Origin of the sequence: Citrobacter gillenii (assembly GCF_013337685.1) — a bacterium.
GTDB classification, from domain to species: domain Bacteria; phylum Pseudomonadota; class Gammaproteobacteria; order Enterobacterales; family Enterobacteriaceae; genus Citrobacter; species Citrobacter gillenii.
The window spans coordinates 61,825-74,239 of sequence record NZ_SUQN01000002.1 but is presented as its reverse complement, the minus strand read 5'-3'; the positions used below and the strand labels follow the sequence as shown (position 1 = coordinate 74,239).

14 protein-coding genes are annotated in these 12,415 nt (G+C 50.7%); 2 read left to right on the top strand and 12 right to left on the bottom strand.

The window, feature by feature from the left end:
• Nucleotides 1-71 precede the first annotated feature (71 nt).
• The 11 genes from dinB to lafA form a co-directional block, all read right to left on the bottom strand.
• Nucleotides 72-1,127, bottom strand: a complete 1,056-nt coding sequence (gene dinB / locus FCH32_RS04155) for a DNA polymerase IV (RefSeq protein WP_137363208.1) — start codon at nucleotides 1,125-1,127, stop codon at nucleotides 72-74.
• Nucleotides 1,128-1,191: 64 nt separating this feature from the next.
• Nucleotides 1,192-1,839 (bottom strand): DNA primase, encoded by a 648-nt coding sequence (locus tag FCH32_RS04150; RefSeq protein ID WP_174360542.1) that lies wholly within the window; start codon nucleotides 1,837-1,839, stop codon nucleotides 1,192-1,194.
• 57 nt (nucleotides 1,840-1,896) lie between these two features.
• Nucleotides 1,897-2,895: a putative lateral flagellar export/assembly protein LafU gene (gene lafU, locus FCH32_RS04145; RefSeq protein WP_135912521.1), complete on the bottom strand. Its 999-nt coding sequence runs from the start codon at nucleotides 2,893-2,895 to the stop codon at nucleotides 1,897-1,899.
• 2 nt (nucleotides 2,896-2,897) lie between these two features.
• Nucleotides 2,898-3,761 (bottom strand): flagellar motor stator protein MotA, encoded by an 864-nt coding sequence (motA, locus tag FCH32_RS04140; RefSeq protein ID WP_117342047.1) that lies wholly within the window; start codon nucleotides 3,759-3,761, stop codon nucleotides 2,898-2,900.
• A gap of 29 nt (nucleotides 3,762-3,790) precedes the next feature.
• On the bottom strand, nucleotides 3,791-4,507 hold the full coding sequence (locus FCH32_RS04135) for a FliA/WhiG family RNA polymerase sigma factor (RefSeq protein ID WP_117342046.1): 717 nt from the start codon (nucleotides 4,505-4,507) through the stop codon (nucleotides 3,791-3,793).
• A 20-nt stretch (nucleotides 4,508-4,527) separates the two neighbouring features.
• Nucleotides 4,528-4,992, bottom strand: a complete 465-nt coding sequence (locus FCH32_RS04130) for a flagellar basal body-associated FliL family protein (protein WP_135912522.1) — start codon at nucleotides 4,990-4,992, stop codon at nucleotides 4,528-4,530.
• Nucleotides 4,993-4,999: 7 nt separating this feature from the next.
• Complete coding sequence (locus tag FCH32_RS04125; protein ID WP_174360541.1) at nucleotides 5,000-6,181, bottom strand: flagellar hook-length control protein FliK; 1,182 nt, start codon at nucleotides 6,179-6,181, stop codon at nucleotides 5,000-5,002.
• Entirely contained in the window at nucleotides 6,178-6,495 is a 318-nt protein-coding gene (locus tag FCH32_RS04120) for a flagellar protein FliT (protein ID WP_117342043.1), read from the bottom strand. Before FCH32_RS04120 ends, FCH32_RS04125 begins: the two co-directional genes overlap by 4 nt.
• A 4-nt stretch (nucleotides 6,496-6,499) precedes the next feature.
• The gene (fliS, locus tag FCH32_RS04115) at nucleotides 6,500-6,892 is read right to left on the bottom strand and encodes a flagellar export chaperone FliS (RefSeq protein ID WP_117342042.1); all 393 of its coding nucleotides are present in this window, start codon (nucleotides 6,890-6,892) and stop codon (nucleotides 6,500-6,502) included.
• 33 nt (nucleotides 6,893-6,925) lie between these two features.
• On the bottom strand, nucleotides 6,926-8,260 hold the full coding sequence (gene fliD, locus FCH32_RS04110) for a flagellar filament capping protein FliD (RefSeq protein ID WP_117342041.1): 1,335 nt from the start codon (nucleotides 8,258-8,260) through the stop codon (nucleotides 6,926-6,928).
• 205 nt (nucleotides 8,261-8,465) lie between these two features.
• Nucleotides 8,466-9,380, bottom strand: coding sequence for a lateral flagellin LafA (gene lafA, locus FCH32_RS04105; RefSeq protein ID WP_117342040.1), 915 nt, complete (start codon nucleotides 9,378-9,380; stop codon nucleotides 8,466-8,468).
• 565 nt (nucleotides 9,381-9,945) lie between these two features.
• On the opposite strand from lafA, the gene FCH32_RS04100 reads away from it, so the two are divergent.
• Together FCH32_RS04100 and FCH32_RS04095 are read left to right on the top strand one after the other, a co-directional pair.
• Nucleotides 9,946-10,896, top strand: a complete 951-nt coding sequence (locus FCH32_RS04100) for a transcriptional regulator (protein ID WP_135912525.1) — start codon at nucleotides 9,946-9,948, stop codon at nucleotides 10,894-10,896.
• Nucleotides 10,874-11,353 carry a hypothetical protein gene (locus FCH32_RS04095; protein ID WP_135912526.1) on the top strand — a complete coding sequence of 160 codons (480 nt, stop codon included), beginning with the start codon at nucleotides 10,874-10,876 and terminating at the stop codon, nucleotides 11,351-11,353. The genes FCH32_RS04100 and FCH32_RS04095 overlap by 23 nt, the downstream gene beginning before the upstream one ends.
• On the opposite strand, the gene FCH32_RS04090 is transcribed toward FCH32_RS04095, so the two are convergent.
• On the bottom strand, nucleotides 11,350-12,351 hold the full coding sequence (locus FCH32_RS04090; protein ID WP_135912527.1) for a flagellar hook-associated protein: 1,002 nt from the start codon (nucleotides 12,349-12,351) through the stop codon (nucleotides 11,350-11,352). The two genes, FCH32_RS04095 and FCH32_RS04090, sit on opposite strands and share 4 nt — an antisense overlap.
• Nucleotides 12,352-12,415: the final 64 nt, after the last annotated feature.

Genomic DNA, 12,415 nt, shown 5'->3' with positions numbered 1-12,415 from the left:
CTTATCCGGCCTACGATCGCGTAGGTAAGCCGGATAAGGTATTTATGCCGCTATCCGGCAATACATCCAACTCAAAGCCCCAGTACCAACTGCCTTTCCAGCTGTGGATCCAGCAGCGTGACGTGTAATCCTACCAGCCTGACCCCACGTCCTCCCCGACGCTCATCCCAGGTTTTGCGCGCCGTGGTAATCAAATCGTCTTTACTTAAGCGCGGCCAGACGTGCTCCTGAGTGGTCTGCTGAAAGTCATTAAACTTTAATTTAATGCCCTGGCGAGCAATACATAAATCCGGTTTTACCTTTGCCAGACGCCGCTCCAGCTCCGGATAAAGCCGCTCGATAATCGCCTCACATTCTGACCACTCATGAATATCCTCTGCCAGCGTGCGTTCAACACCGACGGATTTGCGCATTCTGTCGTTATTCACATCCCGCTCGTCAATACCCTGGCTGCGCTCCCACAGCACGCGACCAAATTTACCAAAACGCTTAAGCAATATCGCCAGGTCGCACTGTTGTACATCTTCACAGGTACGTAATCCCATGGATTCCAGCTTAGCGGCGGAAACTTTGCCGACGCCGGGGATTTTCCCCAGCGGGAGCGTTCTGATAAATTCCGGCACATCATCCGGTGTGATCACATATTGCCCGTTGGGCTTATTGAGATCGGAGGCGATCTTGGCCAGAAACTTGACCGGTGCAATCCCCGCGGAGGCGGTGAGCTGTAGCTCGTCAAAAATCGTCTGGCGAATTTGCTGGGCAATCAGTGTGGCCGATCCGTGACAGTGCGTGCTGTCGGTGACGTCCAGATAGGCTTCATCCAGCGAAAGGGGTTCGATAAGCGAGGTGTAGCGTGCGAAGATCGCCTGAATCTGGCGAGACGCTTCTTTATACGCCTCATAACGACCGGGTAATAAGGTGAGATGCGGGCACAGTTTTAGCGCCATCCCCGTGGGCATCGCGCTGCGTACGCCAAATTTCCGCGCTGGGTAATTGGCGGTGCTGATCACCCCCCGGCGTTCACGGCTGCCACCGATAGCGATCGGGATATCACGCAGCGCGGGGTTATCACGCATTTCCACCGCCGCGAAAAAGCAGTCCATATCGACATGTATAATTTTACGCATCGCCCCTCCCACAACACTGTTTAAGTATACAGTATCTTTATGTAATGAGAAGTCTGAACACGTATTACGGTACTGCGGGTCCATTCATAACGAAACGGGCATCACACAGATAACGCACAACCTCTTTTGACGCATGCTCTGCAGGGTTACCCGCCGTACTGACAAACAGCTTATTCACTTTTCGCACATTCGCCTTAAGCAGATTTTCAATGGTCATCCGGCGAAAGGCATCATTTTCAACGCAGAAAAGTTCATAGTCTCCCAAACGCTCGCCGCAAATTTCACAATGGTTCATCCAGTAGCGTAGTCCGGTGGTTTTACTCTTATCCAGGTAGTAATTGCTGGCCTTGATGTTCTTCATTATCTCTTCTGGCAGCACATTAATATGGAACAGAAACGTATTCCGCCTGACGGACAGCCAGCCTTCACCATCCTGTATTTTTTTAATATAACGGGTAAACATAACCCCATGGATTCGGGTGATTTGATGGCAGTTCCAGCAGTGCATCTTTGAGGTAATGACCAGATAGTAGGGCGCGATGATGTTGTAACTATCCATAGTGTAGGCATAGTCCAAAAGCCCCTCCTTTAGCCCATCAGGCTCGGTGTACCAGATCCCTGATACATTATCGAAATGCGCGCCCTGACAGGCCACATCTGTAACATTATCTGATTGAATATTCAGTGGAATAATTTGAGTTACAGCTATCACATTACCTTCCTTAGCAATAATATGCCCCCACGTTGCGTGGGGGACGAGAGAACAGAATTAATGAGGCACAACAACGGGGGGTTGACGTAAGGAAGTCACCTGCTTTTGTTTATCCAGCTTATCCACCAACGGCTGCACGACCTTCTCGCCGTGCTGACCAAAGTATTGATACAGCGTGTCGGACGCACTTTGCGTCAACACCATAATCTCAATGCGGCGGTTACCCGCGCTCTCTGGATTTTTCGCATCCAGCAGCATCTGGTCCGCCATGGCGCTGACCTGCATGACTTTATCCTGCGGCATCCCCGCTTCTTCCAGCACACGTCGGGCGGAGAGCGCCCTGTCACCAGACAGATTCCAGTTGTTATAAATATTATTTTTATAGCCCATCGCATCCGTGTGACCGGTGATGATGATCTTATTGTCCAGCGTGTCAAAAACCGGTGCCAGTTCAACCAGTAACGATCGGAAGAATGGCATGATCCGCGCGCTACCGCGTTCAAACATATTGCGGTTCTGGTCATCTTTAATCAGCACGCGTAACCCCTGAGGGACGATCTCCATCTCCAGGTTAGTTTCCATATGCGCATTGCGGGCGATGGTGTTGATGTTAGTCGCCAGCTCTCCCAGTTCAGTCGCGGACTTTTTCTTCAGCAACGCCGTCTTCTCATTCACATCCATGACTTTTTTGGCCGTTTCTTCCGTCACTTTAGCCGTTTCCTGCGGTAGCGCTTGTTTATCTGACTTGCTGCGAGTGACATTTTTACTGCTGGCCCCCGGTGCAATCGGCTGTTTGCCAATTTTATTTAACGGTGCGAGCCCTCCCCCGTTGAAGATGGACTGGCCGTGCAGCGCCGCAACGATATTTTCGCGATCGGATTTACTGACGCTGTTGACAATCCACAGCGTCATAAACAGCGCCATCATCGCCAGCGTAAAGTCGGCAAATGCCACCTTCCACGCACCGCCATGATGACCTGCATGATTCTTTTTAATTTGTCGCCGAATAATGGTGGTCTTCGCACCACGGTCGCGACGATTTGGCGCCTTCCTCATGCTTATTCCTGCTCCAGCATCGCATTCACCCACGCGTCCAGATTGGCAAACGTTGGTTTAGATGCCAGATGCAGAAGTTTACGCCCTGCATCCACCGCCAGCAGCGTTGGCTTACCGCCAGCATGCGCCACCAGCACAGTACGCACACATTCCAGCAGAGAATGTTCCGCACGCGCCTGTTGCTCCATCGAGTTCGCCAGCGGATCCATCAGGCAGTAGCAGATAAATACCCCCAGGAAGGTCCCTACCAGCGCCGCTGCTACTTTCAGGCCGATCAGTGCAATGGAGCCATCAATAGATTGCATGGTAATAATGATGCCAAGTACCGCGGCGCAAATACCGAATCCCGGCATAGCTTCAGCCGTACGCTGTAATGAACGAGACGGTGTCAACAGCTCTTCTTCTACGGTATCCAGTTCCTGATCGAGGATCCCTTCCAGTTCGTGGGCGTCAATTTTGCCCATTGCCATCAGGCGGAAGTTATCAGCGATAAAGGTCACCAGTCGCTCTTGAGTCAGCACCAGCGGGTACTTTTGGAAAATGGTACTTTCAGCCGGTTTTTCAATGTGCTGATCCAACATGCGTAAGCCGCCGTTTTGTACCAACTCCAGCAGTTCAAACAGGCACATTAATAGTTGGCGCTGAAACTCTGGCCCCAGCTGTTTCTTGCTGAGGACACCTTTCAACTGATGGCCGATCTCTTTCAGCACGTGCTTCGGGTTGCCGATAATCATGGCACCAAATCCGGCGCCGAGAATAATAACAATTTCAGCAGGCTGCCAGATGGCAATTAATTGTCCACCCGCTTCAAAATAGCCGCCAAAAACACAGCCAATAACCACCAACAAACCTAAAATCTTTTGCATTCACTTCTCCGCATTTCAATTCGAAATTGTTAATCTTGATATAAACAATCACGAATTTTGTGCGTGATTTTTTTATTCATTTGACAAATTCTGGCTTCAGTTACGCCTAACACCAGCGCAATCTCTTTTAAATTCATATCGTGTTGGTAATACATGGAGAGCACGAGGCCCTCTTTTTCACTGAGTTGACCGAGGGCATAGCTCAGCATCTCTTGCGTCACAAATTGTTCTTCCAGCCCCCGCCCTTCAAGCGGTGCAATTGGCAGGTCGCCATTCAGTAACTCATCCAGGCTGGCCAGCGTTTCGGCCCCTTCCAGCTGTTGAAATTCCAGGTAATCCTCAGACGATAGCCCCCATTGCGAAAGCTCCTCCCGAGTGGGTTCGTGTCCGAGTTTTGTGCGCGCTTCACGAATCACATCCTTAATTTGATGATATTTCTGCCGTAACTGGCGCGGCCGCCAGTCAAGACTGCGCAATTCATCCAGAATAGCCCCGCGAATGCGGTGTACGGCGTACCCCGCAAAGCCTTCATCGGGCTGGCCGTAGCGGCGAATCGCATTCAGCAATCCCATCAGCGCCGTTTGCTCCATGTCCTGCCGGTCCATCACGCAGGTACATTGCGGCGCGAGTTGGCGCACGACTTTGCGCACCAACGGAAGATAAGCCTGTAAATAATGACTCTCTTGCTGTGGGGTGAGCACCGGTGTCGCGCTGAATTCCTCTGACTCGTAAGCGTCTTGCATCATTTAAATTCCTGACTCATCGCTTACTGGAACACGACTTTTTTCACCAATATATCTTTATACGGTGCGGTTATTTTTCGATTCTTTAATTCTTCCTTCAACGCTTCAGCGATTAACGCCCTTATTTGCGATATTTTCATCGCGCGAACTTCTTCATATTTCATTTCAGACAGTCGCTCAACGGCAATGCTCTGATACAGCGGCTCTTGCTGTTTTATTTTCTCCGATTCTTTTTCAGTGGCGACAACCAGCACTAATTCCGCTGACATATAGTGATCGGCACCTTCATTATCGTGCAGGGTGACAATCGTCTCCTGTAACGAAACAAACAGGCTGTTACTTTCATCCATTGATTCCACGGCATCAGTATGCGCGGCTGCCGCAGGTTTTCCATTTCCGACGAAATGGTACATCCCCCATCCAGCCCCGCCACCCACGACGAGGGCCAGGACAGAGCTAATTACACTCGCTATCACGATTTTCTTCATTTGGCTTTTACACTTTGATCAGAACGGATTCATTCCGTTGAAATTGAGGCTCGTCATTAAGCATTAATGCCGATGTCACCTCGTCCTGTTGATGATCAGACTGCTGTTGTTGCTGCTGCTGCGATTGCCCCTCGGAGGAGACCTGAACATTGACCTCCATGAAGTTCTGCGCCGTCAGATGCTGGCGTAAGTTCTCGCTAAATTGCTGCAGCGAACGGCAAACATCGCTTTGGTTTGCGCCGATGTGCACCATGAGTTTTCCCGCATCCAGCTGTACGGCAATTTCCAGTTTGCCAAGCGAAGGTGGGTCAAGACGGATGGTAGACACTTGCTGCTGCTGGCCGAGCTGGAATTGGATCCGGTCTTTCAGTAGCGCCGTCAGTTTTTCACCGAGTTCATCAGGCGACATCTCCACCGGCTGCGCGGTGTGCGTGGTGATTGCGCTCGTATCCGCTATCGCACTAACCGACTGATTACCTTGTACCGCCACGTTGACCAGGTTTTGAGCTACTGCCGGCTGGGTCACGTTAAGGGCGGCGTTCTTTTTCACCACCTGCGGGCGCGGGGCAACGTGACTTTCAGTCTCTTTCACTCGCGCGGTAATTTGCTGAGAAGTCGACAGCGTCGGCTGCTGGGGTGCAATGGCGCGTAAATCCTGCGCCGAAAAGCTCGCCAGTTTCGCCTGTTGCTCAGGTGTGGCCGGTTGCCCTGCCGTCGCCTGCTGCGTCAATGCCGTCAGCGCACTCTGTAATTTTGCCGGTAGCAACGACAAGTCTGCCGCATCCAACTGGGCTGGCGTCGTGCCATTGGCCTTCTGTTCTACCGCGCTCGACAACTGACGCAGGGCCGGTGACCCTGGGTTTGCGGACCGTGCCGCGATCAGCGCTTTCAACGCATCACCATCCGGTTGTTTTTGCAAACCAGCAGACACCGCTGACTGCACCGGTTGGGCCAGAAAAAGCGCCATCAACGCCTGCATCGCCGCCGGATCGTTATCGTGCTTTTGTGCCGCTGATGATTGCTGCTGGTTGGTTTTCGCACTATGGATACGTTCAGCCACCGCGTTTAGCGCCATTTGTGGCAAGGTAAACGCCCCACCGCTTTCGGCTGCCACCGGTGCTGAAATCGTGGCGTTTTCCGGCGTGGCATCGGTCAACGCACTGGCCGTGGCCAGCAATACAGGGTTCATGCCTTCTCCGAAATAATATTAACCATTGAATACGCCAGCACGCCTTCCTGATTTCGCTGATGCGTATCCATACGCGCTTTCAAGATTTCTGCACGCCGGGTTCGCCGCTCAATGAGGGCGGCAAACCCGGTGCGCAATGTCGCTTTTACCTTCCGCAACTCTTCTGCTGACGTCTCTGCGACTTCATATTCATGAAATAAACGCATCAACTGCTGATGCTGCGCGGGCAATCGTCGCCAGCGCTGCTGATCCAGAGATTCGTTCATCGCGTCGATCAGGGCGAAAAGCTGTTGCTGCTGGCCGTGTCTGTCCATTGCCTTACCCGAGCTTGGCTGACAGGCCATCCCAGCCTTCACGCAAATTCGTCAGAATGACAATCACCTCATCGATCTTCTCAATCGATAATTCCCCGCTGGCTTCATACAGGCGGTAGACACAGTGGTCGTAAAGACGTGACAGATTCACCACCAGCTCGCCGCCGGTTTCAAACTCCAGCGAACTGGTTAAGGCATTGAGAATATCGATGCATTTGTTGATGCTTTGCGCCTTCTTCTCAAAGCGCTTGTTTTCAATATGGCTTTTGGCGCGTTCCAGCTCGTCCATCAAACCGGAAAACAGAACCAGCACCAGTTCTAGAGGCGAGGCCGCTGCCGTGCGGGCGGCGAGATCGATCTCTTTATATTGCGAATAGCCATCCTGTGTTTCGTACATATTTACAGTAAATCCTTGAGTGAACTCGGTCGGTTACGAGAATGCAGCCATGCTCATTTTCATGGTGTACACCTCAATAATGGTGTTGGTGTACTCCGTCACATAGCGGTCGTAGTTGGTGTTGTAGGTCTCGGTCAGCTGGTCACTTCTGTCATCAATGCGGGTCTGATCGTCATCCAGACCTTGTTGACGTTGGGCGATGATGCCGTTGCTGGAATCGAGATAGCTGTCCATCAGGTTATCGAGTTGGGCGACCATGCTGTCATCACCCACAAAGATTGAGGTCAGACCGTCCGGATTTTCTTCCATGGCGTCATCGAAGGTGTCAGCGTCGATCTGCAAATGGCCGTCGCTGTCCAGCGTGATGCCGTAATCCACAATCGAGGAGCCGTCGTAGTAAGAGTGAACAATGTCATCCATCTGACTGGTGAGCGATTTGAGACCAGCATCACCAGCGAATACACCTGCCGAGGTATCGTCGTCCCCGTAAGTGGTCAGCGAGTCAATGGTATCGACCAGCGAGTTATAGGCGTCGACAAAGGTCTGGACCTTGGCTTCAGAGGCAGAAGAATCTTCAGCAACCGTAAAGGTGGTGAGATCCGTCGGATCATCCAGATCGCTGACTTCACTGAACGTCATCGTGACGCCCGGGATGACATCATCAAATGTATTTGTGCTGTTAGTAATCGTCGGCCCCGTTGAACTTCCCAGATGAATAATCGCATCCTGCGATTCGGTCAGGGTGTCCAGCGTGGGTACCGTCGTACTGGTGTCATTGGTCGGATCGTGATCGATAACCGACACCGAAAAAGCGCTCTGCTCGCCGGTAGTGTCAGAGGTGAGCATGATGGTCGTCGTACCGTCCGTTTTCACCAGCGCGGCCGACACGCCAGGGTTATCGTCGGAATCATTAATCGCGCTGACCAACTCGCTGGCATCGATAAACCCATCACCATCGCCATTGGCATCTGCTGACGCCAGGTCGATGTCCATGGTGCTGTCACCCATCGTCAGTTCAAACGTCCCCGTCGCGGAATAGGTGTCATCAGTCATATCAAAAGTCGACTGCTGCGCTTGCGCTAACTGCTCAACGAAAAAAGAATAGGTTCCCGGCTGGGCCTCTGAGTTGGCAGAAACGGTTGCCGAGTCATTATTGCTCGTTGCAGAAAACACCACCGGCCCGTCGGTGTCGCTATTGAGCGCATCCACCGCAGACTGAAAATTCGTCAGCGCCGTGCTGAGCGAATCAAGCCCATTGCTTTCCGCAGTCAGATCGCTCTGCTGCTCTTGCAGGCTCGCGACCTGATTCGAGATATCGGCATATGCCATTTTCTGCGCCATTGCTTGAACAGCACTTGTGTAACCCATGATGATTGACTCCGTGCAACGTTATTGAGGTAACAGCAAAACTCATGCCAACATTTTATATATTGATAAATCAGTTAGTTATAAATGTGATGGAAGCTAAACTTCCGTTTATCAGGAAGGTTTGCCAAAAAATATCGCGCCGCTGAAAGCACAACACCGCCAGCAGGCGGTGTTGTGTATACGTGGCTTCACCACTAAACAGAGATTACTGCAGCAGGCTGGAAACCATGCTGGACATGCTGTTGGACTGCTTAAGCATGGTGATGCCGGTCTGCGACAGAACCTGCTGTTTAGTCATGTTGGACGCTTCCGTCGCGTAGTCGGTATCCATAATGTTACCGATAGCCACTTCCGTGTTGTCCTGCATGCTGGTCAGGTTGTTGGCGGTGTCGTTCAGACGGTTGATAGACGCACCCAGCTTGGACTGGATCTTCGACACGTCGTCCATCGCAGTAGAAATGCTGTCAATCATGGTGTTCGCGGAGCCAGAAGCGGTCAGCTCAGTACCGCCAGAAACGCCTGCGGTGCCGGTGGTATCAGCCTGGTCAGCAGAGAAAGAGGCACTGATGCCTTTCAGATCGGCGGTCAGATTACCCAACTGGCTGGAGATATCGACCGTCATGGTATCAGAAGATTCTGCGCCGACCTGGAAGGTGACAGAGCCCTGGAACAGGCCATCTTCACCGGTGTTGCTGGTGCCGGAGGTACCAAACAGGTTGGTGCCGCCGTAGGTGGTGTTTTGCAGCATGTCAGACATCTGCTGACCCAGTTCGTCGTATTCGTCCTGCATCGCCTGCAGGTCGTCGTCGTTGTAGGTTCCGTTCGCTGCCTGCGTGGCCAGGTCGCTCATGCGGCCCAGTACGTCGGTCATTTCATCAAAGGTGCTGTCAGCAGTTTGCAGCATGGCGGTCGCATCATCGATGTTGCTCAGCGCAACGCCCATACCGCTGGACTGTGCAGTCAGACGGTTAGCAATCTGTTTGCCCGCAGCATCGTCAGAAGAAGAGTTGATGCGGTTACCTGTCGCCAGACGTTCCATTGAGGTGGACAGAGAATCCATGCTGGTGTTGATGGCGTTAACGGCGGCCATTGAGGCGCTACTGGTATTAATAGATAACATGATACTGCTCCTTGGGATTAATCGTCTTTGTTTCGATACTCTGTAAAAACGACCATCCGTTTGGAAAACTTAACGCACCCTAAAAAATTTTTTTACGCCTCCCCCTCTCTTTATTACCTCCATATAAAATCACTCACCCGCATTAATTTAGCTTTGCGTGCTCATCTCCTTCATTAACCCACCACTACAGTAAGATCTCAATCAAGTTTTAATTAAAAGATTATTAGAAATATCTAATAATGCTTTAACAACCCGCCCCATCAAAGGTTTAAGATTATGAATCAAATGAGATTATCCTTAATCCGACACATTCTAAATTCATCATTTAATCCGTTATTTTACATTTAGTTGCAAATGCCATCAGCCTTGTATGTTGTGAGTTTCAGGCTCTTTCGCTACATTTCAAATCTGATTTCGGACTGCAAAAAAAACAATACTGATTATGCTGTCACTTCCTCATCCGAACAGCCAGAAAGACATCGCAGTTCATTTATGATTCTAATACGTTGATTTTTAACAGCGTGACGCAAAGGATCTAAAAAACCTTGCATGGGCAAATAACACTATGAGTATTGTTGTCAACCACTGGCGGATGGATTCTTCGCTTAATGCATTAATCCATTGTGAGACAGGTGAAACCCGTCGTCTCGGCGAGTACCATTTTATTCTGTTAGAAACATTAGCTAAAAATGCCGATACCGTTTTAGCGCGTTCGTTTTTAATGACCGAAGTTTGGAAAAACCGCATCGTCGGGGGAAATAGTCTTCCCACTGCTATTCATGCTTTGCGGGTCGCTATCGATGATGATGGTAAACAACAGGAAATCATTAAAACCATTCCCAAGAAAGGCTATTTATTTAATAAAAATTACCTCACTGAAACTGTTAACAACAATAAGTGCAATGTTAATAATGACAACATTGAAGCGGTGGCAGAGCACGCTGCACTCCCCGAGAGCACAACGGAGGATAAGCAGCAAAATGGCAATCAGGTGCTGATGTCCCCGGCATTCGACACCGCTACAGACACACTAAAAACGCCACGCACTGCGGTTAAAAAACGCCCTTATCAGGCAGCTATGATGGTAGGTTCGGTTATCGCCATTGCCTTATTTTTGTTCACATTTATGTATTACTTTAACGCACAGCCAAAAATGACAACCGCTGAAACACCACAATTAATAAAAGAAAACCTGAATAACGCTAAACGTATTACCGTTTACCACCTTTACGATCCTGATACCCAACCGGCCGCCGTTACGCCATTTTCGCAGCATATGTCACCGGGTATTCAAGGGATTAATCAGTTGCTGGACACGCATAATGCGTCAATGGAACTGTATTACCGGGTATCGCTGAATAAATTTGTTTTGGATATAGTGCTGAGTAACCAATGCAATGACAGTTGGCAGTTAGCGTTGAGCTTTGAACGCTGGCAAAACAAAGATAATGAAATGAATAATGTTATGTATAAAGAAGTGGAGAAAGTGTTGAATGAAATGCCAAAATGCAAATAATTACTTTTTCTATGCCCTTCCTGTTATTGCAGCATTCACCATCTTTACCGCCAGTGCGCGTATTGAGAATACGATTATTGCGAACTATGACCTCGAGGCGGGAACCAGCGCACATTATGAAATGATGGTCAGCCCACCGGGCAAAAACACCACCGTGACCTTGATTCCTCTCGATACCAATAAAAAAACGCCGTCCATTTTTAAAATCTCGGCCTGCGTTAACCGCTACTCTGGAGCTGTTAAACAGGGGGAGTTTCGTTTCAGTGGTGCTGAAACCGACCAGAATGATTTGCGTTTATCAAATTTAGGTTCATTCGTTAATGAACACAATCTGCGAACGTGGTGGATTCATTTAAATAAACAACAAAATTTACTGTTTAATCAAGATGTCGGTGGCCTGATTGTTTCAGACCCTTCCTCATTTTCCTTCACCGCAAAAGCCTGCCAGCCTGACTAACGTAATAAACTACGGACGGTTTGGCTGGACAGTCGAGCCTGGCCGTTAACTGCTTGCGCTAACACCTGATAATTATGATTGGCGTGATCCAACACCCCGCCAAGTGTTTCTGACGCTTTGACCGCGCTTTCGGCCTGCGGGAAACGCGCCATCCCGTCAATCAGCTGCCGGGCCTTCTCCTGCTGCGCCGCCATTTGTGAGCGCTGTTCACCAATGGTGTCCAGCGCCAGCTGAATCCCCTCCAGGCTACGGGAACTCCCCTGCTGCAAGGTTTGCAACAGCGCATCCGTACGTGAAGGATCGGCGAAAGTTTTCAGCGGGGTAAAGGTGGAAGGTTTATCACCCTCTTCATGCACGCTCAGCGTCTGTGCCAACTGCGCCCATTGTGTTTCGGTGGTGGAGAAGGTGATAGCCCCCTGATTCTCATGCGTTTGCACACCAACACGGCGTAGCGCGTTGCCGATCATCATTTTATATTGCCCAGAATCAGCATCCTCCCCAACAACCACGGCAGAGAGCTGCGTCTGACGACCGTCTGACACACTGAACATTTTCGCCCCGGTTGAACGCTGCTGGAACATTTTCTCCAGTTCGGGCGACTGAAACGTCACCCGCGCATCTCCCTGCAATACCGATTTCAGTTGCCGATCGACGGCGCCTCCTGACAAGGTTGAACGCTTATCCAGCCACTGCACCACATCGGCCCTTTTCTGCTGCTGCGCCTGGCCGCCGCGTCGTGAGGCATGACGGTAATCCAGCAACTGCTGCTCAAGCTGCCCCAGATAGTGGTCAGCCTGTTGCAGCGTGGTGAGCTGATCGTTTAGCTGAACGCTGTAACGCTGTGGGCGTGTAGTGATCAGCGGCGAAGCCGGATAATCACTCGCCGTTGCGGGTAACTTTTGACGAACCGGGGCGTTCTGCGCAACAGCATGCTGCTGCACCGAAGGATTGAGCGCTCCGCTACCGGAGAGGGATGTTGTATTTAAACCGACCTGCATAGTATTCCTGAACTGCTGTTGACTATTGTTGCCGGATGACGGCGCACACGCCTTATCCGGCCTA